Source organism: Dactylosporangium roseum (assembly GCF_025264685.1).
GTDB lineage: Bacteria > Actinomycetota > Actinomycetes > Mycobacteriales > Micromonosporaceae > Dactylosporangium > Dactylosporangium roseum.
The window spans coordinates 7389924-7412330 of the sequence record NZ_CP073721.1 but is presented as its reverse complement, the minus strand read 5'-3'; the positions used below and the strand labels follow the sequence as shown (position 1 = coordinate 7412330).

The window sequence follows — 22407 nt, the reverse complement described above, 5'->3', positions numbered from 1 at the left end:
CGAACGAGGGGCGGGCCGCACGTGGCCCGCCCCTCGTCGCACTGTCGGTGTTACGCCTCCGGGTCCGCGTCGACGGCGGCCTCGGCCGTGTCGCCGGCAGCGCCGCGGCCACGGCCGCCGCGGCGGCGGCGACGGATGCGGGCGGCGCGGGGCTCGGTCTCGTCGGTCGCGGCCTTCGCGGTCACGACGACCGCCCGGTCCTCGGTGGTCTCGTTGGTGGTGGCGGTGGCGTCGTCCGTGAACACGGCCTCGTCGACCTCGCCCCGCCGCCGGCGGCGCCGCTGACGGCGCGGCTGGGCCGGCGCGTCGGCGGCCTCCGGGACGGTGGCGGCCGGACCGCGCCCGCGCGTGCGGCCCCGCCGTCCGCGCGGCTTGACCTCGATGTCCTCGAGCTTCTCGGCCGCGAGGCCGGCGCGCTTGCGGTCGGCCGTGGGCAGTGACCCCGTCGTGCCTTCCGGGATGTCGATGTCGGCCAGCAGGTGCGCCGACGTGTGATATGTCTCCGGGGGCTCGGGCAGGTCCATCCCGAGGCTCTTGTCGATGATCCGCCACCGGGGCATGTCTTCCCAGTCGACGAACGTCACCGCGACACCCGTGGCGCCCGCCCGGCCGGTGCGGCCGATGCGGTGCGTGTAGGTGTCGGCGTCCTCGGGGCAGTCGTAGTTGATGACGTGGGTGACGCCGGAGACGTCGAGGCCGCGGGCGGCGACGTCGGTGGCGACCAGCACGTCGATCTTGCCGCCGCGGAACGCCCGCAGGGCCCGCTCACGGGCACCCTGGCCCAGGTCGCCGTGGACGGCCGCCGCGGCGAACCCGCGGAAGTCGAGGTCCTCGGCGACGCGGTCGGCGGCGCGCTTGGTGCGGCAGAAGATCATGGTCAGGCCGCGGTCGTTCGCCTGGAGCACGCGCGCCACGATCTCGATCTTGTTGAGCGGATGCGTGCGGTAGACGAACTGCTTCGTCAGCGGCGAAGGGCCGGTGTGGGCGTCGTGATGCGCGTGGATCGTCATCGGCTGGCGCAGGAACCGGCGGGCCAGCGTCACGATCGGGTCGGGCATCGTGGCCGAGAACAGCATGGTCTGCCGGTCCTCCGGCAGCAGCGTCAGGATGCGCTCGACGTCGTCGAGGAAGCCGAGGTCGAGCATCCGGTCGGCCTCGTCGAGCACCAGCGCGCGCACCGAGTGCAGCCGCAGGTGCTTGCCCTTGGCCAGGTCGAGCAGGCGGCCGGGCGTGCCGACCACGATCTCGACGCCCTTCTGCAACGCGTCGACCTGCGGCTCGTAGGCCACCCCGCCATACAGCGGGAGCACGCGCACGCCGCGCGTCTTGCCGGCGGCGGCGACGTCACGGGCCACCTGGAGGCCCAGCTCACGGGTCGGCACCACGACGAGCGCCTGCGGGAGGCCGTCGGCGCCCTCGCCGGGTGCGGTGACCCGGTCGAGCAGCGGAACGCCGAAGCCGAGGGTCTTGCCGGTGCCGGTCGGCGCCTGGCCGATGAGGTCGGTGCCGCGCAGCGCGATGGGCACGGCGTATTCCTGGATCGCGAAGGCTCGCGTGATGCCGACAGCCTCCAGCGCGGCCACGGTCTCGGGCCGGGCGCCCAGGTCGGCGAATGTGGGACTGTCCGCGCGCACAGGAGCGCGGGGGGCCACCGTCTCGGCGGCCTCGGTGTTGTCGATCGTCATGTTTTGCTCGGGGTGTCTCTCTCGCGGGAGCGCCCCTGAAACTGCCGGGTGCGCTCAAATGGATAGGGCGCGGGCCACACGCGACCGTTTGAACAATTGGTCGCGGGCTACAAGCGCCGGTCGCCTGGGCTAGGGTCCGCCCATGGCTGTTGTGGCCATTGTACCGGTACGTCGGCCGATCCGCGTACTACCTGGCGTAGAGCACACGAAGCGGTTCGGCGGGGTAATGTGCCGACGTGTCCGATGTCACCCCGGCTGTCCAGTCGACCGTCGAGCCGCCGAGAGAAGCGGTCGTCGACCTCCTGGGCATGCTGGCGTATGGCGAGCTCGTCGCCTTCGACCGCATGGCCGCCGACGCGCGTCTTGCCCCTGACCTGAGCCGACGTGCGGTTTTGAGCGAGATGGCGGCCCGCGAGATCACCAACTACTGCCGCCTGGCCGACCGCCTGACAGAGCTCGGCGCCGACCCCGAGACCGTCATGCGGCCCTATGTCCGCGCGGTCTCCGATTACCACGCGCAGACCGAGCCGGCCGACTGGCTGGAGGGCCTGACCAAGGCGTATGTCGGCGACGGCATCGCCGACGATTTCACCCGCGAGGTCGCCGCCGTCCTCGTCGCCCCCGACCGCGACCTGATCCTCGACGTCCTCCACGACTCACGCCACGCCGACTTCGCCGCCGACGAGCTGCGTGCCGCGATCGCGGCCGACCCGAAGGTGGCCAACCGGCTCTCGATGTGGGCGCGCAGACTGGTGGGCGAGGGCATCTCGCAGGCGATGCGGGTGGCCGCCGAGCGCCCTTCGCTCGCCTCGTTGCTGGCGACCGGCGGCAACGACGTCCAGGCGTTGCTCAAGCGCCTGACAACGGCGCACACGGCGCGAATGGGCGCGGTCGGCCTGAACAACTGACGGTGCTCAGGGTCGGCCTCGGTCGATTTCCGTGGCCGGGGCGACGAAAATCGACCGAGGCCGACCTTGGTTTGCGAACCTCAGCGCGCGGCGGAGAAACCGACCGGGCGCGGCGATGCCTCAGCGATCTCCACGTATGCGATCTTGCCGACCGGGACGATCACCCGTCGGCCCTTGTCGTCGACGAGAGACAGCACGTGCTTATCGCCACCGTTGATCGCGTCGGTTACCGCAGCTTCGACCTCGGCCGGTGACTGGTTGCTCTCGAGCACCAGTTCCCGAGGCGCATACTGCACGCCGATCTTGACCTCCACGTCTTCCTCCTTGATCGGGCCGTGGCGCGACCGTGCCTTTCGGCGCGCACACCCAGTGTGGTTGAAGACTAACGCGATCAGGTGTGGTCGCCGTGCAAGGGGAAGCTTGCGATGCCCCGCCACGACAGGGCGGTGAGGAGTGCCTCCGCCTCGGCCTTCTCGACCTGGCGCCCGTTGGTCAGCCAGAAGCGGGCCGCGATCTCGGCGGCGCCGACGAGGCCGGAGGCGAGCAGCTCGGCCCGGGCGCGGCTGACGCCGGTGTCGGCCATGATCGTGTCGGTGATGGCGGCGATGCAGCCGCTCTCCACACGGTCGACCCGCTCGCGCACGGCCGGCTCGTTGCGCAGGTCGGACTCGAACACGAGGCGGAACGCCTCGCTCTCGTGGTCGATGAAGTCGAAGTAGGCCTGGATTGCGCCCCGCACGCGGTCCTTGTTGTCGGTGGTGGCCTCCATGGCCGACCGCACCCGCGCGACCATCGCGTCGCAGTGCGTGTCGAGAAGGGCCAGGTAGAGCTCGAGTTTGCCCGGGAAGTGCTGGTAGAGGACCGGCTTCGAGACACCGGCGCGCTCTGCGATGTCGTCCATCGCGGCTGCGTGATATCCCTGTGCCACGAACACCTGCTGGGCCGCGGCGAGCAACTGCTTGCGCCGCGCCGACCTGGGCAGCCTCACGGGCCGACCAGTCGCCTGGGTGCCGCTCATCGCCGAGGTCATGTTCACCATCCGGGTTTGGGTCGAGATTGCAACTTACCCCCTTTCCGCCCACACGGTAGCCTCACCTAGGGGCGACGGAGGAGCACGCGGTGGACGAAACGGGGCAAACCGGTAGCCCGGAAGTGGCAGCCGCATTTCGCGGCCGGGGAGGGTACGCGGAGGCGCACAGGGTGACCGACACCAGCGTGACCAACGGTTCGACGCCGAGCGATGACGCCATCGAGGCGGTCGTCACGGCCTGGCGCGAGCCCGTGAACGGTGCCATCGCCGGTCGCGCCGCGGTCAGCGGCGCGGGCGGTTCCCGCGGTCGCGCCGAGGTCCGCAGCCCCTATGCCGACGCGCTGGCGCCCGTGAGCCCGCCCGTCTCCGCGCCGCCGCCGGCCCAGCCGCCGACCTCGACGCTGCACTACGGCCACTACGGGCCGGACGGTCAGGGCTGGCCCACCTCGACCGCTCATCCGGCGGAATCGACGCAAGCGATGTCCAGTCACGTCTACCGCGACGGCAACGGGTCCGCCGACAGCACGGGCGAGATCCGGGTGCCGGTGGCCCAGCGCCCGGTCTCGTCGGCACCGTCGTATGAACAGCAGTACGAGCAGCGGCAACAGCCCTATGTGCCGGCGCCGGCGTTCGGTCCGCAGCCGCCGTATGACCAGCAGCCGTATGAGCAGCAGTCCTACGAGCAGCCCGCCTACGAGCAGCAGCCGCGCGATGACTGGGCCTACCAGGAGCAGCAGCGGCAGTGGGCCCCGCCGCCGCAGGCCCCGCCCCGCCCGCAGCAGCACGCCCAGCCGCCGCAGCAGCATCCCGCCGAGTTCGACTGGGCGGCCGCGCCGTCCCAGCCGTTGCCGACCCAGCGGATGCCCGAAGACGACCCGCTCGTCGGTCCGCTCCCGACCGGCCTGCTCGGATCCGGCACGCAGATGTCGGCCGAGCCCGCCATGCCGAGCCTCGCCGACGAGCTCGCCCCACCCGCCTACGACCCGCCGGAGTTGCCGCAGCGCGTGCCCTCGCAGCCCGACGTCCCCCAGGTGCCCGAGGTCGAGCCGATGGTCGGCGCGGCCGGCACGCCAGAGTTGGCCCGGATCGCGACGAAGCTGCGCGAGGACGAGGCCGACGAGCCCACGAGCGCCGACGGCCGGCCGGACGGCTTCGACATCCCGGCCGTGCTCCAAGCCGTCCGGGGCGTCTCCGGCGTCCGTGAGGCGACCGTGCGCAAGGACCCCGACGGCCTGCACAAGCTGCGTCTGGAGCTGTTCGACGACGCCGACCCGGGCCACGTCAGCCGGGCGGTCGCGCGGCTGCTCAACGAGCGCATGGGGCTGGCCGCCGAGCCGAACCTGCCGGACTCGCCCGCGCCGGTCGCGCCGGTCGCGCCGCCCGCGCCGCCGAAGCCACCGGCCCACTCGGCCGCGCCGCGCACCGCGCCGCACAGCGGCCTGCCCGGATACGGCCGGGAGGCACGCCGGCGCCGCCCGGTCAGCGGCGTGCGCCGCCCGGCCGAGGCGCCCCCCGCGCAGCACGCCCCGGCGGTCCAGCCGGCCGGCTCGATCTCGTCGGCCCGCGTGGTCATCGACTCGGTCGACGTCAACACGCAGGGTGTCGACGCGCTGGTGGAGGTCCGGCTCATCGCCGACGGCCACCCTGCCGTCGGGGTCGCCGGCGGCCCCAACGTCGACGGCTTCATCCTGCGGCTCGCCGCCGCGGCGGCCGCCTCGGCGGTCGACCAGCTCCTCGTCGACGCCGACGTCTCGGCCCGGGCCCGCTGCTACATAGAGAACGCCGCGGTCGTGCCGATGGGCGGCTGCGAGGTCGCCGTTGTCGTGCTGCTGCTGATGTACGACGGCCATGTGGAACAGCTCACCGGCTCGGCGGTGGTCACGGGTGATCCGCGTCAGGCGGTTGTGCGTGCGACGCTCGCCGCGGTCAACCGAAGACTGGAGGCACTCTTGCCCTGAGCGTCACACTTGGGGCATGAAGCGAGCTTCTCTTGTTCCGGAGTTCACCATCCCGTCACCTGAGGAGCTGCCGGAGCGGTGGCCCGGGCGCTCGGTGGATCTCGACGGCAGCGTCGCATACGTCCGCGACACGCCTGCCACGTCCCCGGATGCCGAGCCCGCCCTGTACGTCCACGGGCTCGGCGGGTCGTCCACCAACTGGACCGACCTCGCGGGCATCCTCGCCGGCCGGCTCGACGGGCAGGCGATCGACCTGCCCGGCTTCGGCAACAGCGGGCGGGCCCGCAGCTATTCGATGCAGGCGATGGCGCGCCACATCATCCGGTGGATCGAGCACAGCGACCGCGGGCCGGTCCACCTCTTCGGCAACTCCATGGGTGGCGTCGCCTCGGTGAAGGCCGCCGCCCTGCGTCCCGACCTGGTGCGGTCGCTGACGCTGATCTCGCCGGCCATGCCGTTCCTCGATCCCCGCCGCTCGTTACAGGGCCGGCTGGTGCCGCTGCTGCTCCTGCCCAACGCGACCCGCCTCGCGAAGAGCCGGATGGCGGCGATGACCCCCGAGGTGCTCGCCGACATGGTGATCGACTCCTGCTACGCCGACCCCACGCGGTATCCCGAGCAGCGGCGCCTGGAGGCGATCGAGGAGGCCCGGCTGCGGAACAACGTGCCGTGGTACGCCGAGGCGTACGTCGGCAGTCTGCGCGGCCTGGTCGGCAGCTTCCTGCGCGCGTACCTGCCCGGCGAGGGCTCCATCTGGCGGGCCGCCGGGAAGATCACCGCGCCGACGCTGGTCATCGCGGGCCGCCAGGACCGGCTTGTGGACATCCGGACCGCGCCCCAGGTCGCGCGGCTCATCCCGGACAGCCGGCTGATGATGCTCGAGGGGGTCGGGCACGTGGCGCAGATGGAGGTGCCGCGAACGGTCGCCCGTGCCGTGTTCGGGCTGCTCGACGAACTGGCGGAGAACCGGCCGGTTGCGGAACGGGTGCGGACGGGGGTCCGGGCAAGAGGGGCGTGGGCGCGCGTGGCAAGCTGAGCGTCGATGGCAAGCGAGCTGAGGTCGGACGCCGCAGGCGTCGACCGGCCCGGGGCACCAGGGACGCGAGCACCAGGGACGCGCGATCGCCGGCGGGAGCCGGTGCCGTTGCCGAGCGACCCGGTGGAGGCGCGCGAGGTGGTTCGGGCCGCCCGGCACCGCCGCCGTGCGCGGGCACGCCAGCGGCGCCACATCGTCGTCGGCGTGATGGCCTTCGCGGGCCTCGTCGCGGCGGCCGGGCTCGGGCGGCAGCTCTTCTTCCACGACGACCCACCGGCTCCGGCACCCGTGTCGTTGGTGCAGAAGCCGATGCTGACCCCGCCCTCGCAGCCCGCCGACCCGCCGCGGGAGGCGGGTCCGGCGGCCGGCGCCGGCACGTTCGCCTATGCCGCCACCGCCGGTCCCGTCGCGGGCGGCGCCGGTGCCCTGAAGAAGTACCGCGTGGCGGTCGAGAACGGCAGCGACCAGCAGCCCGACACGTTCGCGGCGGCCGTCGAGAAGACCCTCGGCGACCCGCGTAGCTGGACGGCGAGCGGCCAGCTACGCCTCCAGCGGGTAGCCGGCCAGGGGACGGCCGACTTCACGATCTTCCTGGCCACGCCGACCACCTCCGAGCAGATGTGCGGCACGGCCGGGTTGCACACGGACGGGTACAGCTCCTGCCGGATCACCGGCAAGGTCGTCATCAACCTCGCCCGCTGGCTGACCGCGGTCCCCGACTACGGTGCGTCGGTGGAGGACTACCGGTCGTACGTCATCAATCACGAGGTCGGCCACGAGCTCGGCAACGGCCATGAGGCGTGCCCGGGTGCCGGCCGCCCGGCGCCGGTGATGCAGCAGCAGACGTACGGGCTGAAGGGCTGCGTGGCGAACGCCTGGCCCTTCGTGGACGGTCAGCGGTACAGCGGGCCCAAAGTGCCGTAGCTCACGTGGGTTTGCCGGTCGGGCGCGGCAGAATGAGAACCATGTCGTTGCCTCCTCTGGTCGAGCCCGCCGCCGACCTGTCCGTTGACGAGGTCCGCCGCTACTCCCGGCACCTGATCATCCCCGACGTCGGGGTCGCCGGGCAGAAGCGCCTGAAGAACGCCAAGGTGCTGGTCGTGGGCGCCGGCGGCCTCGGCTCGCCGGCCCTGCTGTATCTCGCGGCCGCCGGTGTGGGCACGCTGGGCATCATCGAGTTCGACACGGTCGACGAGTCCAACCTCCAGCGTCAGATCATCCACGGACAGTCGGACATCGGCCGGCCCAAGGCCGAGTCGGCGCGCGACTCGATCCGCGAGATCAACCCCTACGTCACGGTCGTCGTGCACAACGAGACGCTCAGCAACGACAACGTGATGGACGTCTTCGCGCGATATGACCTGATCATCGACGGCACCGACAACTTCGCCACCCGCTACATGGTCAACGACGCCGCGGTGCTGCTCGGCAAGCCGTACGTGTGGGGGTCGATCTACCGCTTCGACGGCCAGGCGTCGGTGTTCTGGGCCGAGCACGGCCCGTGCTACCGCTGCCTCTACCCGGAGCCGCCGCCGCCCGGCATGGTCCCGTCCTGCGCCGAGGGCGGCGTGCTCGGCGTGCTGTGCGGGTCGATCGGCGCGATCCAGGTGACCGAGGCGATCAAGCTGCTGACCGGTGTGGGCGACTCGCTGCTGGGCAGTCTGATGGTCTACGACGCCCTGGAGATGAGCTACCGCAAGATCAAGCTCCGCAAGGACCCCGACTGTGCGATCTGCGGCGAGAACCCCACGGTCACCGAGCTGATCGACTACGACGACTTCTGCGGTGCGGTCTCCGACGAGGCCCAGGCCGCGACGGTCGGCTCGACGATCACCGCGACCGAGCTGAAGAGCTGGCTGGACTCGGGCAAGTCGATCGATCTGATCGACGTCCGTGAGCCGGCCGAGTGGGAGATCGTCCGGGTCCCCGGCGCGCGGCTCGTGCCCAAGGGCGAGTTCCTCAACGGCACCGCGCTCTCCGACCTGCCGCAGGACAAGCAGGTCGTTCTCTACTGCAAGAGCGGTGTGCGCTCCGCGGAGGCGCTCGCGGCGGTCAAGGCCGCCGGCTTCAAGGACGCGGTCCACGTCCAGGGCGGTGTGGTCTCCTGGGTGAAGACCGTCGATCCTTCATTGCCGGTGTACTGACTCACCACGCGGGGCGGGCGAGCGGGCGGTAGCGTACGGCGCATGGTCGACCTTGATGCCGCGATCGGCTACGTCGTCGCACACGGCGACGACGTGGACCGCGCTCGTCTCGCCTGGCTCCGCACGAGCCAGGCGCCCCCGGCCGACGTGCTGGACAAGGCCGAGATCGGCCAGGTGTCAGGGGGCGGCTGGCCGGCGTACTGGGGCGCCGACATCCCCTCCGTCGACGCCACCTGCTTCCGGCTCGCCGAGCTGGACGACCTCGGTGCCATCAACCGACCCGCGGCTCGCAAGGCGCTCGCCTGGCTCGGCCGCAGCCAGCGCCCCGACGGCATGTGGGAAGAGGACTCCTCGCTCGCCGGGATCGCCCCGCCGTGGGCGCAGCCCGGCGACGACGAGGCCAAGCTCTACCTGACGACCAACGCCGCGTTCTGGCTGGTGGTCGGCGGCCCCGACCTCGGCGACAACGGCGATCACGCCATGCGCATCGCCCGCGCCGCCGAGGCGTTCCGTGCGTCCCTGCGCTCCGACGGCTCCTGGCCGTCGTTCCTGGTGGCCGGCTGGCTGGGCTGCGCGCTGCTGTATCACCTGGGCTGGTTCTACGAGTCGGCGCAGATCCAGGTCGCCCTCGCCGACCGGGTGCCGGAGATGTCGGCCGCCGACACCGCCGCGCTGTTCGCCGCCCTGCGCCGGGTCGGCATGTCGACGGAGGACTGGCTGCTGACCGCGGCCCGGCGCCGGCTCACCGAGACCCAGCGCAGAGACGGCGGCTGGGAGAGCGACGACGGCGACCAGTTCAACGTCCACACGACGCTGACCGCGATCAGGGCACTCCGCTAGGAGCCGCGGAAGATCGGCGATCGCCGCGGCCACCCGCGGCGCCGGGGCCGACCCGGCCCGCGGGGGTAGGCTTCGGACCATGTCGAGCGTGCTGGGTGAGCCGATCAAGTTCGTGCTCAACTGGGGGCGGCGCTATTCGCTGTGGGTGTTCAACTTCGGCCTCGCCTGCTGCGCCATCGAGTTCATCGCCACGTCGATGGGCCGGCACGACTTCATGCGGCTCGGTGTCATCCCGTTCGCTCACGGGCCGCGGCAGGCCGACCTGATGGTCGTGTCGGGCACCGTGACCGACAAGATGGCGCCCGCGGTCAAGCGGCTCTATGACCAGATGCCCGACCCGAAGTACGTGATCAGCTTCGGCGCGTGCAGCAACTGCGGCGGGCCCTACTGGGACTCCTATTCGGTCACCAAGGGCGTCGACCAGCTCATCCCGGTCGACGTGTACGTTCCCGGGTGCCCGCCCCGACCCGAGGCGCTGCTGCACGGGATCATGCGGCTCCAGGAGAAGATCGCGGGGGAGCAGTCGGGCATCGGCGGCGTCTCCCGCCCCGACGTCAAGGCCCTCTCCGCTCCCCCGGTCCGGCCCGGTGAGGTTTCGCGATCCGGCTGACAGGGGGTCGCCGCCGGCCGCAGCGGAGGAAAGCGACCGTTGTCGAGGCCGACGGCGGGGCGCCGCCGCCGTCGGTTCCCGGAGGAATACGGGCGCCGTAGGATCGCTGCATGACACCCGAGGAGATCGGCGCCCGCCTCGCCGACGTGCTCGGTGAGGGCGTGACGATCAGCGAGGCCGCCGGGGGCCGGTTCGGCCGGGCCACCGTCGACGTGCCGGCCGAGCGCTGGCCCGACGCCGTGCGCGCCGCCCGTGACGAGCTGGGCTGCGACTTCTTCGACTGGCTGTCGGCCGTCGACGAGCTGCCCGAGGGCTTCACCGTGGTCGCGCACCTGTGGTCGACGGCGCGGCACCACGGTGTGCTGCTGCGCACCGCCCTGCCGCGCACCGCGCCGGCCGTCGCCTCGGTGGTCGACCTGTTTCCCGGGGCGTCCTGGCACGAGCGCGAGACGCACGAGATGTTCGACGTCGACTTCACCGGCCACCCCGGGCTCAAGCCGTTGCTGCTGCCACCCGAGTTCGAGGGGCACCCGCTGCGCAAGGAGTTCGTGCTCGCCGCCCGGGTCGCGAAGCCCTGGCCGGGCGCCAAGGAGCCGGGCGAGAGCGAGCACACGGTCAGCAAGCGCGCGCCGATGCGCCCGCCGGGTGTGCCGGATCCGAGCGAATGGCCGGGAGGGCGCGGCTGATGCCGGTCTGGCTGGAGTTGGCGCTGCGGGTCCTGCTGGTAGTGGTCGCGTTCCTCACCCTGCCGTTGATCGTCGGGCAGGCGGAGCACAAGGTGATGGCGCACATGCAGGGGCGGCTCGGCCCGATGTACGCCGGTGCCTTCCACGGCTGGGCCCAGTTGATCGCCGACGGGGTCAAGTTCGTCCAGAAGGAGGACATCACCCCTCGTGCGGCGGACCGGCCGGTGTTCCGGCTCGCTCCGGTCGTCTCCCTGCTGCCGTACCTGGCCGTGCTGCTGGTGATCCCGATCGGCCCGCACGGGCTGGTCGCGCAGCCGCTCGACATCGGCCTGTTCTTCGTCCTCGCGGTGGTCGGCGTCGGCGTGGTCGCGGTGCTCATGGCCGCCTGGTCGTCGGCGAACAAGTACGCGCTGCTCGGCGGCCTGCGCGCGGCGGCGCAGCTCCTGGGCTACGAGCTGCCGTTCATCCTGGCGGCCCTGTCGGTCGCGATGGCGGCCGGCACGCTCTCCCTCTCCGGCATCGTCGAGGCCTGGCGGCCGTGGTGGCTGCTCTGGCAACTGCCCGCGCTGGCGGTCTTCTTCGTCGCCGGCCTCGCGGAGATCAGGCGTCCACCCTTCGACATGCCGATCGCCGACTCGGAGCTGGTGTTCGGCTACATGACCGAGTACACCGGCCTGCGGTTCGCCTTCTTCCTGCTCGCCGAATACGTGGGCATCGTCGTGATCGCGGCCCTGACCACGGTGCTGTTCCTCGGCGGCTGGAAGGGGCCGTTCGGCCTGGACGACGAGCTCGGCTGGCTGTGGACGCTGATCAAGGTTTTCGCCGTGTCGTTCGTGGTGATCTGGCTGCGGGTCTCCTACCCGCGCCTGCGTGAGGACCAGTTGCAACGACTGTGCTGGTTGGGGCTGGTGCCGCTGGCCCTCGCCCAGTTGGTCCTGACCGCCGCGGTCAGGGTGGTGCTCTGAGCCTCCGGCCTACCGGGCGGGGCGCTGGAGCAGGCTCAGAAACGACACCAGCAGGTGCTCGCGCACCCGCGGCGGGGCCGCGTTGAGCAGCGAGTTCACCGTCGCCATGCGATCCGGGAGCGCGCCGCCCGCGCCGAGGCCGAGAGCGCCCGCAAGGTCCGCCACCGAGGCCGAGCCCAGCAGGTCGAGGATGCCCGGCGGCAGCCCCACCGGGCCCAGCGCCCGGGCCGCCGCGACCGCCGACTTGAGGTCGGCCGCGAACTCGTCGACCCGGGAGGCCACGGCCGCCGTCACCGTCAGGTGGACCGACGGCGGGATGTCGCCGTGACGGAACTGCGGCTGCGTGTGCCAGCCGCGCGCGGCCAGCTCGTCGGCCAGGACGAAGAGGTCGACCGCCGCGGACATGAACGCGACGACCGTCGACTCCACCGGCACCGGCTCCAGGCCCTCCACCGCCGCAACCGCCGCGGCCAGGCCGCGGGTCGCGTCGCGGGTCTTCGCGGCCAGCGCGAGGTAACCGTCGTCACCGATGTGGCGCATGACGGCCCAGGCCGCCGCGATCGGCCCGCCCGAACGCGTCGACGAGATCACCGGGTTGACCATCGTGTATCCGGGCCAGTCGGCGTAGCCGAAGTACTGCGGTGCGCGCAGGGCCTCGTCGCGGTGCAGCAGGACGGAGACGCCCTTCGGCACGTACGCGTACTTGTGGAGGTCGACCGACATGCTCGTCACGCCCGGCACCGAGAAGTCGAACGGCGGGATCGGCTCGCCCAGGCGGCGCAGGAACGGCAGGGTCCAGCCGCCGAAGCAGGCGTCGACGTGGCAGCGCACCCCGGCCGCCGACGCCGCCGCGGCGATCTCGGGGACCGGGTCGATGAGGCCGTGCGCGTACGACGGTGCGGAACAGGCGACGAGCACGGTGTCGGGACCGATCGCCGCCGCCACCGCCGCGGGGTCCACGCGCAGCGTCGCGGGATCCACCGGTACCGTGTCGAGCGCCACCCGCAGGTAGGACGCGGCCTTCGCCAGGGCCGCGTGCGCGGTCACCGGCATGACCAGGCGCGGCGCGGTCACGTCGGGCCGCGCGTCCCGGGCCGCCTTGACGGCGAGGATCAGCGACTCGGTGCCGCCGCTGGTGACGCTGCCGACCGTCGACGGCGGGCCGGACAGCACCGTCGCGGCGGCCGCCACGAGGTCGTTCTCCATCGCCAGCAGCGACGGGAAGGCGGTCGGGTCCAGGCCGTTGACGTGCGCCGACGCCGAGTGGGCCGCGGCGGCCAGCGCGTCGAGCCCGTCGACCGCCGGGTCGTAGACGTAGGCGAACAGGCGACCGCCGTGTGTCGGCAGGTCGCGTGCCCGCATTGCCGCCAGCTCGTCGAGGACCTCCCGGACCGGTACCCCCTGTGCCGGCAGTGCCCGCATGTCAGTCACCCCTGTTCCAAGGCCGGATCGGGCTCCGTCACGGCGGCGGAGAGCCTTTCCTCATCGAGGTCGTAACCGCGCAGCGTGATCAGCGCCGACACGACGACCACCGCCGGTACCACCGTGAAGCCCAACAGCACACCGAGCCTGGCGGTGTCGGTCTGCGGCGCCGCCACCCCCGTCGAGCTGGAGACGTAGCCGAACGCGTACAGGATCAGCGCGAAGACACCGGGGCCGAGCGCCAGCCCGAACGTCTCACCGGCCGTCCACATGCCGGTGAAGACCCCCGCCTGCCGGCGACCGGTGCGGTCGGCGTCGTAGGCGATGCAGTCGGGCAGCATGGCGAGGCCGAAGACCTGCTGCCCGGCGTATCCGGCGCCGACCAGCCCGGTGACGACGTACACGACGACGGCGGGCAGGAACGGGGCCAAGGCGAGCAGCGCGCCCGCGGCCGCGAACAGCACCGAGGCGAGGACGTAGGCGCGCAGCTTGCCGGCCCGCCGCCCCACCCGGGTCCAGATCGGCATCACGAGCAGCGCCGGGCCGACGAAACACGCGAACAGGACCGTCGCACCGGTCTCCGGGGACTCCAGGATCTGGGTGGCGAAGTAGCTGACCCCGGCGAGCATGATGGCGATGCCGGCGGCCTGGACGACGAAGCAGATCAGCAGCAGGCGGAACGGGCGGTTGCCGCGCACGACGCGCAACTGCGCCGCGAACGACGGCTCGCTCCGCAGGACCTTGCCGGTGGGTGCGCCGCGGGTGCCGAAGAAGGATCCGAGCGTACCGACGAGGATGAGCGCGGCGACGAAGACGCCCATGGCACGGTGGCCGGGAACGCCGCCACCGAACTGCTCGGTGACCATCGGCGAAACGGCGCCGGAGACCAGGATCGCGACCGCCAGGATCGCCACCCGCCAGGTCATCAGGCGGGTCCGCTCGGCGTAGTCGTCGGTCATCTCGGCCGGCATGGCGACATACGGCACCTGGTAGAACGCGAACGCCGTGGCGGCCGCCAGGAACACCAGCGCGACGTAGACCCCCGACCGCACCGGGGCCGCGAAGATCAGTGCGAACAGGACCGCCAGGGTGAGCCCGCCACCGAGCAGAAAAGGCCGCCGGGCACCCAGCGACGTGCGAGTACGATCGGAGACGCTCCCGGCAACCGGGTTGATCAGCACGTCCCACGCCTTCGGTGCCAGCACCAGCAGCCCGGCGATCCCGGCTGCGACGCCGAGAGTGTCGGTCAGGTAGGGCAGCAGCAACAGCCCGGGCACCGTGCCGAAGGCCCCGGTGACCAGCGAGCCGAGCGCGTAGCCAGCACGCACTCGGCCGGGCAGTGAACCCGACGGGTGATCCATGGTCCACGGATGCTACCGCGAGACTTCTTCACAAAAAACGGCCGTTCAGCGGGTGCCCGCGGGCGTCGCCGCCGGCCACCCCGCCACGGCCGAGGTCGGTCTCCGCGTCCTCGAGGCGGGTGGGACCGCAGCCGATGCGGGGGTCGCCGCGATGCTCGCCAGTTGCGTCGCCGAGAGCCTGCTGACGGGCCTCGCCGGCGGTGGGTTCGCCTCCTACTACGAGGTGGCCACCGGCGCCACCACCTGTCTCGACTTCTTCTGCGCCGTGCCCGGACTGGACGCGGGCCGCCGGGCCGCCCCGATGATCCCGATCTCGGTCGCGTTCGGCGGTGTCCCGCAGCGGTACGAGATCGGCGAGTCGAGCGTCGGCGTCCCGGGCGTCCCGGCCGGTTGCGCCGCGATTCATCGCCGCTGGGGCCGGTTGCCCTGGCAGCGGCTCGTCGAGCCGGCGATGGGCCTCGCCCGCAGCGGCACCCTCCTTCCGCAGCCGCACGCGCACACGCTGGCCGCGCTGGCGCCGGCGATGCTGCCGGGGTTCGGTGCCCAGGTGTACGCGCCCGGCGGCAAGCTGCTGGAAGGCGGTGACCTGCTGCACCACCCGGGGCTGGACGTCGCCCTCGGCATCCTCGCCGAGGAGGGACCGGCGGCGTTCTACACCGGGCGGGTCGGGCAGGTGATGGTCGACCTCGTGCAGGCCGGCGGAGGCGTGCTCACGCACGCCGACCTGGCCGCCTACCGGGTGCTGCGACCGCCGGTCGTCGCCGCGCCGCTCGCCGGCGCGTCCGTGCTCGCCCGCAGCGATCTCAACGACTTCATCCCGACGGTGGCGTCGCTGCCCGCCGACCTGCCGTCGCTGTCCCGCGGCGAGCGGGCGGTGGCGCTGGCCGGCGCCCTGCGCGCCTTCGGCACCCAGCGGGTCGGCGACACCACGAACATCTCCGTCGTGGACGCCGCCGGCAACGCCTGCGTGATCACGCTGACGCTGGGGCTCGGCTCGGGCGTCTGGCTGCCGGGGCTGGGCGTACACCTCAATTCGATGCTCGGTGAGGGGGAGCTGATCCGGCCCGGCACGCTGCCCGGCGAGCGGATGGCGTCGTGCATGTGCCCGACGGTGGTCGTGTCCCGCGCCGCTGCGCTTGTCATGGCGATCGGTTCCGCCGGCGCGACCCGCATCCGGACCGCGCTCCTGCAGACCCTGGTCAACGTCCTCGTCGAGGGCGACGACATGCGCACGGCGATCCGCCGTCCCCGGTTCCACGTGGTGTCGGATGTCGTACACGCCGAGGCCGGCTACGGCGGCGAGGAGCTGGACGCGCTGGCCGCGGCGGGGTACACGGTCCAGCAGTGGGACCGGCTCGACCACTATTTCGGCGGGGTCAGCGCGGTCGGCTCGGCCGGTGCGGCCGGCGACCCGCGCCGCGGCGGAATAGGCCGCCCCCTCCAATCGCGTTGATCTTGCAGTTGTGGTGCCGAGACACTCCCTGAACGCCAGGTTTGTCAGGCACCACAACTGCAAGATCAACGCACGATGCAACGGGCGACGTCGTCAGGACTGGGTTTCGTCGGGCCACCAGGGTGCCGCTCGCATGTCGATCTTGTCGCCGCGCAGCGGCGTGCCTTCCGCGTGGTGGCGCTCGAGGGCCTCGACCTCGTGGCCGGGGACGAGCCGGCCGTTCGCGGCGACGACCCGGTGCCAGGGCACCCCACCGCCGTAGTGCGACATCACCGCGCCCACCTGCCGGGGACCGCCGCGGCCCAGGTATTCGGCGATCGCGCCGTACGACATCACCCGCCCCGGCGGGATCCGTTCCACCAGTGTGAGCACCAGCTCGGCAAACTCGTCGTCGGCCACGATATGGGAACCTACCGTGGCCTCCGGCGGGGCAGGCGGCAAGATGGTCGACGTGCGCGAACAGGTCACCGAGGCTCGACGGATCGTTGTCAAGGTCGGGTCGTCGTCGCTGACCACCGCGACGGGCGGGCTCGACGCGTCCCGGGTCGACGCGCTGGTCGACGCGCTCGCCGCCACCCAGGCCGAGGTGGTGCTCGTCTCCTCGGGCGCGATCGCCGCCGGCCTGGCCCCGCTCGGCCTGTCCCGCCGTCCGCGCGACCTCGCGACCCAGCAGGCGGCCGCGAGCGTCGGGCAGGGGCTGCTCATGCGGGCGTACAACGACGCGTTCGCCCGCCACGACCGGGTTGTCGGCCAGGTCCTGCTGACGGTCGACGACGTGACACGGCGGGCGCACTATCGGAATGCGTACCGGACGCTGCGGCGCCTCCTCGACCTGCGCGCCGTGCCGATCGTGAACGAGAACGACACGGTCGCCACCGAGGAGATCCGGTTCGGCGACAACGACCGGCTGGCCGCCCTGGTCGCCGCCCTGGTGCACGCCGACCTGCTGGTCCTGCTGTCCGACGTCGACGGCCTCTACACCGGCGACCCCGCACTCCCGACGTCCCGTGCGATCAGCGACGTGCGGTCGCCGGACGACCTGGCGAACGTCGACATCCGCCGCCCGGGCAAGGCCGGCGTCGGCACGGGTGGCATGGTGACGAAGGTCGAGGCCGCCCGGATCGCGACGACGAGCGGCATCCCGGTGGTGCTGACCTCCGCTCCCCAGGCCGCCCGGGTGCTGGCCGGCGAGGAGATCGGCACGCTCTTCCACCGTCTGCGCGAGCGCCCCCAGGCGCGGCTCTTCTGGCTGGCCCACGCGACCAGCCCGCGTGGCAGACTGCACCTGGACGCCGGAGCGGTGCAGGCCGTGGTCCGCCGCCACGCCTCCCTGCTGCCGGCCGGCATCACCGCCGTGGACGGCCGCTTCGCCGCGGGCGACCCGGTCGACCTGGTGGACGTGGGCGGTGTCCCGGTCGCGAGGGGTTTGGTGAACTACGACGCGGCCGAGCTCCCTACCCTACTGGGACGGTCGACGCTGGAACTGGCCGCGGAGCTGGGCCCGGCCTACGAGCGCGAAGTGGTCCACCGCGACGATCTCGTCCTCCTGTAGGCCGAGCCGGACCGGCCGACCGGCGCACCGGCCTTCCGGAGGGCAAGGCGTCGACTCGTAACTGGCGCTACCGGGCCGACAGCGGCCCGGTGTCGAGCCGGAACGGGAACGGCCGATCCGAGATGAGCACGGCGCCGCTCGTGGCTGTGGCGTGCTCGACGTAGTGCGCGCCTTCCAGCCGGTACAGCCGCAGCAGCAGTGCGTCTGAATCCTGCTCGACCAGCAGGTACCACGCGATACGGGCCGCCGCGTACAACTGCATCTTCAGCAGGCGGCCCGCCGACGCGTTGCCCGGCGAGACGACCTCGCCGACCAGGACGACCTCTGACGCCTCGGTCATCGCGCCGTCGTCGTCGGTGTCCGCCACGACCAGGTCGGGGATGACGATCCGGCCGGTGTGCAGCCGGACGTTGACCGCCTCCCAGACCTCCAGGCCGGCCCCCGAAGCCGGCTCGTCGAGAGCGTTGGCGATCCGCCGGGACAACCGCTGGTGGCGCTTCGTCGGAGCGGGGCTCACCAACAGGCTCCCATCGAGCAGTTCGATCCGATCGACCGTCTCGCCGAGCGCGAGGTAGTCCGCCTCGCTCCACGGACCGACGTGCTCCAGCACGGCGACGCTCATCTCGGACCACCTCCCGGCTGACACCTGGCTCAAGCTTCTCACGACCGGAGCCGCAGCTCCACGCGGCGCGGACAAGATCGACCTGCCCGCAACCAGTCGCGGCCGGACGCGCGAAGAAGGCCCCCGTCCAGAGTCTCCTCTGGTCGAGGGCCTTCTTTCTGCCGGTGGCGGGTAGAGGATTCGAACCTCTGTAGCTTTCGCGACGGATTTACAGTCCTGATCGGACATGGCCTTCTAGCTGCATAAACTCTGCCGGAAGGTGCTTCGTCGTCGCGCCCTCATCGTGAGGCGCCTCGCGCGGACGGCACCGGGGACACCTCAACGGTGCAGGGTTCACCGTCCCGGTGGGTGAAGATGTACTCGCACTCTTCGGCGAAGTGGCCCGTCCCAGCAACCACCGGCCCCTCAACAACCCAACCCCGGCCTGGCTGGTCCGTCTCAAGCACCCAGCCGGTCTCTGCTTGCCTCACGCGGTACCGGTAGCCCGGAACGAAGAGAGCGCCACTAGCGCCGGTGTACTGGTAGTCGACCTGGAGCTGATCCGCGCGGTGCATATGGTTCGGTACCCAACTGCCTGATGCGTTGGCGCCCATGAGTCCGTTGCCCTGGAGCTGAGTCGGGAAGATCGTCACGGTGTCATCCCCTTGGGTGAGTGTCGTTCGACCAGCCAGACGCGCCGGTCGCTGGAACAGAGCGCCTGATCGTCGGTTGACCTTGTCGACGGTGCGGACATGCGTCCACCCGCGCTGTCTGTAGTAGTCGTGCAGTTGCTCGTTGGTCTTCCAAGCGTCGAGCCGGAGCCAGCGACAGCCGCACCGGTACGCGTAGTCGGATGCCCAATCGAGCATCTGCGTGCCGAGTTCGGCGCCCGACCGGTCTCGACGTACCGCCAGTTTCGAGACATAGGCGGCCCGCTCGCCGCGCTCCTCGTCGGTCCAGAAATCGGGGTCGCCGTGCAACTCGACGGTAATGGTGGCGATCAGGGCCGTGCCGTCGCAGAGGAGCCACACGTCGCCGTGCTCCAACGAGGGCACCATCTTTGCCCGCCACTGCGGCCAGGTAGACCACTGATCAAGACCCTTGCTCCGCAACCAGGCAATGCTCTCCTCGAGGAGACCCATCACGACGGGGAAGTCGTCGGGACCGGCCCGGCGCATTACAAGGGTGTTAGCACGGCTGTCGCTCGTCATTCCCACTCCCGCTCATAGACGATGACGTGCCGGTCGCCGGGCAACACGTTGAGCGTGCAGCGCACTGGTCGGCCCTCGGCTGTGTACCCGGTGACGATGTGCAGCGCGACGGGCGTCCCTGCGGCCAGGTCGAGCCGGTGAACCTCCTCCGGCGTGGGCATCCGTATGAAGAACTCGTCAATGGCCCTGACCTGGGCGAACCCAAGCTCTGCGAGCCGCTGGTTGGTTCCCTGTGGGATGTCCTCCGGGGACATGATGTCGGAGTCCTTCACCGCGTCCAGCGGAAAGTGTGTGTCGTTGGTGTTGACCGGTTCGCCGTTGATCGATCGGACCCGTCGTCGGGCAACCACCGTCTGCCCCTCCGGGACGTCGAGGCGTTGCGCAATCTCCGGCGAGGCGGGTACCAGGGAGATCTCAATGGTTTGCGACGGCTTGCGGCCCTCACTGGAGATCTGCTGGAAGTAGCGGTCCATCTCCGGTGATGCCGGCTGCGGCCGTGACTCGGCCTGCGGGCGGTAGACCATGTGTTCCCGCTGCCGGACGAAGTAGCCATGTGGCCGTTGGGCGACGATGAGGCCCTCTGCCACGAGGGTTGCGAGGCCCTGCCTTACCGTCTGCCGGGCGACGGTGTAGGCGTGCGCGACTTCCTGCTCGGTCGGTAGCCGGTCGCCCGGACGTAGCGCACCGGACGCGATCTTATTGCGGTACTCGGCGGCGATCCGCTGGTAAGCGGGCATGGCAGAGCCACGAGGTGTGTGCACTCCTCGTTTCTACGCCGCACCCCGAAGATTGTCTAGTAAATCTAGGCAAACCTCTTGACGCGGCGCCGACGCGGCCCTCAATATCGATGGCAGGCAGATTTTCTAGTCAATCTAGACAATCGAACTCCCGGCCGGGGGTCGTGGGAATGGCTGCATCTCCGTGTGGCGCGCCCGTGATCCGCCGTGTCCGCAAGGTTTTTGAGAATTGAAAACGGCCGCACCTCCATTGAAAAGGTTGCACCGCAAGGGTTTTGACCCTCGCACCCAAATTTAGCCCCGCTGTAACGGGCTTCACACAACGATTCCCGCCCGACCTAGGGTCTATCTCGGCCGGGCGGTCGTCTCGATCTCACAGGAGAGACCGTGAACCACGAACGTGACGAACCGACCGCCGCCGACCTGGCGGCGATTGAGGCGGAGATGCCGCTGATCGAGGCGGAGATGACCCTGCTCGACGCCGAGATCAGGGTCATCACCGCCGAGCCCGAACCGACCGCGCTGGACTGGCGCCGGATGCGCCGCGCTGAGGCGCTCGTGCGCCGGGAATTGGTCAAGCTGCACGCCACCCGCACCACCCCGGCCCCGGCGCGGGCCGCCTGATGAACACGCCCCGTCTGCCCTGCCCGCTCGCCGAGCGGTGCGAGTCCTGCGACGACACCACCGACCTCGACGTCTACGAGGCGGAAACCTTGGTCGGCGTGACGTGCCTGACCCTGTGCCGCATCTGCGCCGAGGACGAGTGCACGCCCCCGCTCGACCTGCCCAGCGCGGTCCACCGGGCGCTGATCCACCGCGAGCACCTGGCCACTACCCCGAATGGAGACACGACGTGACCACCGCTATCGCCTCCAGTGCCTACCCCGCTCCGATCGAGGCCCTGTTGCCCGAGGCCCGCAAGCTCGCCGAGCGGCTCGGCGAGATTCCGTCGCGCAACGCGCTCATGAAGGAGTTCAGGATCGGCGCGCCGAAGGCCAACGCGGTCCGGGAGGCGCTCGCCGACGAGCGCGCCGAGATTCCCGCGCCGCGCTCGCTGCGCGCCGTGCCGGACCTGGCGCCGCAGGACGACCCCACCGAGGACGCCGCCGGGCCTGCCGCGCCGGTGGAGGCGCCGCCGGTCGCTGAGGCGCCGGAGCTTGCGCCGCTGGCCACGGGTGCCGGACACCCGGAAACCAACATCACCACCGCCCCGGCCGCCGATGTCGTCCCGGCCGCGCCGCCCGTGAAGGTGCCCGCCCGGCGCAAGCCGCGCTCGTGGCCGGTGTGGGTCCTGGCGCTGCCCGCGTTCGTGGCCATCTGGTCCGGGTGGGTCGGCCTGGGTGAGCTGACCGGGTTCGGGGTGGTTCACCCGCTGCCCGGGATCGCGGACGGGTTCTCCATCAACACCGCGATCACGCTGCCGATCGGTGTCGAGACGTACGCCGCGTACGCCCTGGCGGTGTGGCTGTCCGGCGCCTACAGCAAGGCGGTGCGGGCGTTCGCCCGCTGGTCGGCGATCGGCTCCCTGATCTTCGGCGCGGCCGGGCAGATCGCCTACCACCTGATGACCGCCGCCGGGATCACCAACGCCCCGTGGTGGATCACCACCGCCGTTGCCTGCCTGCCCGTGGCCGTGCTCGGCATGGGCGCCGCCCTGGCCCACCTGATCCACGCCGACCACGAGTAGCACCGCCCGGTGCGCGGCCCCCAGCCCTGGAAAGCACGGCCGCGCACCGGTCCCCCATCCCTCCAACAGGAAGTCGGGAGATCCCCATCATGGCAAGTTCCACGGACGCTGGCACCCTCGCCGCTGTCTTTGTCGCCCTCTACGCCGCACACCAGGTCGCCGACCACTGGGTGCAGACCCAGCACCAGGCCGACCACAAGGCTGACCCCGGCTGGCGCGGTCACCTCGCCTGCGCTGCGCACGTGGCCACCTACACCGCGACCGCTGTCGCCGCGCTCATCCTGGCCGTGGCCGTGACCGGTCTGAGCCTGCACCTGGGCTGGACCGCTGCCGGGTTGGCGGTGTCGGCGGTGACGCACCACATCGCCGACCGGCGGGTGCCGCTGCGTCGGATGGCCGACGCGTTGCGCAAGTCGCCGGGATGGCTGGAACGCGGCGGCGGCCTCTACGCCCTCGACCAGGCATGGCACGTCGGCTGGTTGTTCATCGCTGCTCTGCTCATCACGATCGGTGGGTGACCC

24 protein-coding genes are annotated in these 22407 nt (G+C 71.4%); 15 read left to right on the top strand and 9 right to left on the bottom strand.

Features of this window, described 5'->3' with window-relative positions:
• Positions 1-50: 50 nt before the first annotated feature.
• The gene (locus Drose_RS34840; protein ID WP_260725454.1) at positions 51-1685 is read right to left on the bottom strand and encodes a DEAD/DEAH box helicase; all 1635 of its coding nucleotides are present in this window, start codon (positions 1683-1685) and stop codon (positions 51-53) included.
• Positions 1686-1921: 236 nt separating this feature from the next.
• Between Drose_RS34840 and Drose_RS34835 the strand changes: the two genes are divergently transcribed.
• Positions 1922-2593 (top strand): ferritin-like domain-containing protein, encoded by a 672-nt coding sequence (locus tag Drose_RS34835; RefSeq protein ID WP_260725453.1) that lies wholly within the window; start codon positions 1922-1924, stop codon positions 2591-2593.
• An 80-nt stretch (positions 2594-2673) separates the two neighbouring features.
• Here Drose_RS34835 and Drose_RS34830 read toward each other — a convergent pair whose 3' ends face one another.
• Together Drose_RS34830 and Drose_RS34825 are read right to left on the bottom strand one after the other, a co-directional pair.
• Entirely contained in the window at positions 2674-2907 is a 234-nt protein-coding gene (locus Drose_RS34830) for a DUF3107 domain-containing protein (RefSeq protein ID WP_260725452.1), read from the bottom strand.
• 77 nt (positions 2908-2984) lie between these two features.
• Positions 2985-3623 carry a TetR/AcrR family transcriptional regulator gene (locus Drose_RS34825; protein ID WP_260729924.1) on the bottom strand — a complete coding sequence of 213 codons (639 nt, stop codon included), beginning with the start codon at positions 3621-3623 and terminating at the stop codon, positions 2985-2987.
• A 170-nt stretch (positions 3624-3793) separates the two neighbouring features.
• Between Drose_RS34825 and Drose_RS34820 the strand changes: the two genes are divergently transcribed.
• The 8 genes from Drose_RS34820 (at position 3794) to nuoH (ending at position 11862) form a co-directional block, all read left to right on the top strand.
• Positions 3794-5581 (top strand): hypothetical protein, encoded by a 1788-nt coding sequence (locus Drose_RS34820; RefSeq protein ID WP_260725451.1) that lies wholly within the window; start codon positions 3794-3796, stop codon positions 5579-5581.
• 16 nt (positions 5582-5597) lie between these two features.
• Positions 5598-6617 carry an alpha/beta fold hydrolase gene (locus tag Drose_RS34815; RefSeq protein ID WP_260725450.1) on the top strand — a complete coding sequence of 340 codons (1020 nt, stop codon included), beginning with the start codon at positions 5598-5600 and terminating at the stop codon, positions 6615-6617.
• 102 nt (positions 6618-6719) lie between these two features.
• Entirely contained in the window at positions 6720-7541 is an 822-nt protein-coding gene (locus Drose_RS34810) for a DUF3152 domain-containing protein (protein ID WP_260725449.1), read from the top strand.
• Positions 7542-7582: 41 nt separating this feature from the next.
• Positions 7583-8761: an adenylyltransferase/sulfurtransferase MoeZ gene (gene moeZ, locus Drose_RS34805; protein WP_260725448.1), complete on the top strand. Its 1179-nt coding sequence runs from the start codon at positions 7583-7585 to the stop codon at positions 8759-8761.
• A 42-nt stretch (positions 8762-8803) separates the two neighbouring features.
• Positions 8804-9601 carry a prenyltransferase/squalene oxidase repeat-containing protein gene (locus tag Drose_RS34800; protein WP_260725447.1) on the top strand — a complete coding sequence of 266 codons (798 nt, stop codon included), beginning with the start codon at positions 8804-8806 and terminating at the stop codon, positions 9599-9601.
• Positions 9602-9680: 79 nt separating this feature from the next.
• Complete coding sequence (locus Drose_RS34795; RefSeq protein ID WP_260725446.1) at positions 9681-10211, top strand: NADH-quinone oxidoreductase subunit B; 531 nt, start codon at positions 9681-9683, stop codon at positions 10209-10211.
• A 110-nt stretch (positions 10212-10321) separates the two neighbouring features.
• Entirely contained in the window at positions 10322-10897 is a 576-nt protein-coding gene (locus Drose_RS34790) for an NADH-quinone oxidoreductase subunit C (protein ID WP_260725445.1), read from the top strand.
• The gene (gene nuoH, locus Drose_RS34785; RefSeq protein WP_260725444.1) at positions 10897-11862 is read left to right on the top strand and encodes an NADH-quinone oxidoreductase subunit NuoH; all 966 of its coding nucleotides are present in this window, start codon (positions 10897-10899) and stop codon (positions 11860-11862) included. Before Drose_RS34790 ends, nuoH begins: the two co-directional genes overlap by 1 nt.
• Before the next feature lie 9 nt (positions 11863-11871).
• On the opposite strand, the gene Drose_RS34780 is transcribed toward nuoH, so the two are convergent.
• Positions 11872-13293: a pyridoxal phosphate-dependent decarboxylase family protein gene (locus Drose_RS34780; protein WP_390891268.1), complete on the bottom strand. Its 1422-nt coding sequence runs from the start codon at positions 13291-13293 to the stop codon at positions 11872-11874.
• Positions 13290-14645, bottom strand: coding sequence for an MFS transporter (locus Drose_RS34775; RefSeq protein ID WP_260725443.1), 1356 nt, complete (start codon positions 14643-14645; stop codon positions 13290-13292). The genes Drose_RS34780 and Drose_RS34775 overlap by 4 nt, the downstream gene beginning before the upstream one ends.
• Positions 14646-14697: 52 nt before the next feature.
• Between Drose_RS34775 and Drose_RS34770 the strand changes: the two genes are divergently transcribed.
• Positions 14698-16098, top strand: coding sequence for a gamma-glutamyltransferase family protein (locus Drose_RS34770; protein WP_260725442.1), 1401 nt, complete (start codon positions 14698-14700; stop codon positions 16096-16098).
• Between the two features lie 93 nt (positions 16099-16191).
• Here the strand turns inward: Drose_RS34770 and Drose_RS34765 are convergent, their stop codons facing one another.
• On the bottom strand, positions 16192-16497 hold the full coding sequence (locus Drose_RS34765; RefSeq protein ID WP_260725441.1) for an MGMT family protein: 306 nt from the start codon (positions 16495-16497) through the stop codon (positions 16192-16194).
• Positions 16498-16549: 52 nt separating this feature from the next.
• Between Drose_RS34765 and proB the strand changes: the two genes are divergently transcribed.
• Positions 16550-17650, top strand: a complete 1101-nt coding sequence (proB, locus tag Drose_RS34760; protein ID WP_260725440.1) for a glutamate 5-kinase — start codon at positions 16550-16552, stop codon at positions 17648-17650.
• A gap of 67 nt (positions 17651-17717) precedes the next feature.
• On the opposite strand, the gene Drose_RS34755 is transcribed toward proB, so the two are convergent.
• The 3 genes from Drose_RS34755 to Drose_RS34745 all read right to left on the bottom strand — a co-directional run bounded on the left by Drose_RS34755 (position 17718) and on the right by Drose_RS34745 (position 20223).
• On the bottom strand, positions 17718-18272 hold the full coding sequence (locus Drose_RS34755) for a Uma2 family endonuclease (protein WP_260725439.1): 555 nt from the start codon (positions 18270-18272) through the stop codon (positions 17718-17720).
• 278 nt (positions 18273-18550) lie between these two features.
• Positions 18551-19462: a GNAT family N-acetyltransferase gene (locus Drose_RS34750; RefSeq protein ID WP_260725438.1), complete on the bottom strand. Its 912-nt coding sequence runs from the start codon at positions 19460-19462 to the stop codon at positions 18551-18553.
• Entirely contained in the window at positions 19459-20223 is a 765-nt protein-coding gene (locus tag Drose_RS34745) for a GntR family transcriptional regulator (RefSeq protein WP_260725437.1), read from the bottom strand. The genes Drose_RS34750 and Drose_RS34745 overlap by 4 nt, the downstream gene beginning before the upstream one ends.
• A 363-nt stretch (positions 20224-20586) precedes the next feature.
• Here Drose_RS34745 and Drose_RS34740 point away from each other — a divergent pair, with 363 nt between their 5' ends.
• The 4 genes from Drose_RS34740 (at position 20587) to Drose_RS34725 (ending at position 22404) form a co-directional block, all read left to right on the top strand.
• Positions 20587-20823 carry a DUF6284 family protein gene (locus Drose_RS34740; RefSeq protein ID WP_343870190.1) on the top strand — a complete coding sequence of 79 codons (237 nt, stop codon included), beginning with the start codon at positions 20587-20589 and terminating at the stop codon, positions 20821-20823.
• Positions 20823-21056, top strand: a complete 234-nt coding sequence (locus Drose_RS34735) for a hypothetical protein (protein ID WP_260725434.1) — start codon at positions 20823-20825, stop codon at positions 21054-21056. Before Drose_RS34740 ends, Drose_RS34735 begins: the two co-directional genes overlap by 1 nt.
• A complete protein-coding gene (locus Drose_RS34730; protein ID WP_260725433.1) occupies positions 21053-21886 on the top strand; it encodes an ABC transporter permease in 834 nt (277 codons plus the stop codon). The genes Drose_RS34735 and Drose_RS34730 overlap by 4 nt, the downstream gene beginning before the upstream one ends.
• 89 nt (positions 21887-21975) lie before the next feature.
• The gene (locus Drose_RS34725; RefSeq protein WP_260725432.1) at positions 21976-22404 is read left to right on the top strand and encodes a DUF3307 domain-containing protein; all 429 of its coding nucleotides are present in this window, start codon (positions 21976-21978) and stop codon (positions 22402-22404) included.
• The last annotated feature ends 3 nt before the right edge of the window (positions 22405-22407 follow it).

Coding starts and splice junctions, on each gene's coding strand:
- Drose_RS34755 (WP_260725439.1), bottom strand. CDS start 18,272: ATGAGCGTCGCCGTGCTGGAGCACGTCGGTCCGTGGAGCGAGGCGGAC.
- moeZ (WP_260725448.1), top strand. CDS start 7,583: ATGTCGTTGCCTCCTCTGGTCGAGCCCGCCGCCGACCTGTCCGTTGAC.
- Drose_RS34840 (WP_260725454.1), bottom strand. CDS start 1,685: ATGACGATCGACAACACCGAGGCCGCCGAGACGGTGGCCCCCCGCGCT.
- Drose_RS34775 (WP_260725443.1), bottom strand. CDS start 14,645: ATGGATCACCCGTCGGGTTCACTGCCCGGCCGAGTGCGTGCTGGCTAC.
- Drose_RS34815 (WP_260725450.1), top strand. CDS start 5,598: ATGAAGCGAGCTTCTCTTGTTCCGGAGTTCACCATCCCGTCACCTGAG.
- Drose_RS34800 (WP_260725447.1), top strand. CDS start 8,804: ATGGTCGACCTTGATGCCGCGATCGGCTACGTCGTCGCACACGGCGAC.
- Drose_RS34825 (WP_260729924.1), bottom strand. CDS start 3,623: ATGACCTCGGCGATGAGCGGCACCCAGGCGACTGGTCGGCCCGTGAGG.
- Drose_RS34750 (WP_260725438.1), bottom strand. CDS start 19,462: ATGACGAGCGACAGCCGTGCTAACACCCTTGTAATGCGCCGGGCCGGT.
- Drose_RS34725 (WP_260725432.1), top strand. CDS start 21,976: ATGGCAAGTTCCACGGACGCTGGCACCCTCGCCGCTGTCTTTGTCGCC.
- nuoH (WP_260725444.1), top strand. CDS start 10,897: ATGCCGGTCTGGCTGGAGTTGGCGCTGCGGGTCCTGCTGGTAGTGGTC.
- Drose_RS34790 (WP_260725445.1), top strand. CDS start 10,322: ATGACACCCGAGGAGATCGGCGCCCGCCTCGCCGACGTGCTCGGTGAG.
- Drose_RS34795 (WP_260725446.1), top strand. CDS start 9,681: ATGTCGAGCGTGCTGGGTGAGCCGATCAAGTTCGTGCTCAACTGGGGG.
- Drose_RS34735 (WP_260725434.1), top strand. CDS start 20,823: ATGAACACGCCCCGTCTGCCCTGCCCGCTCGCCGAGCGGTGCGAGTCC.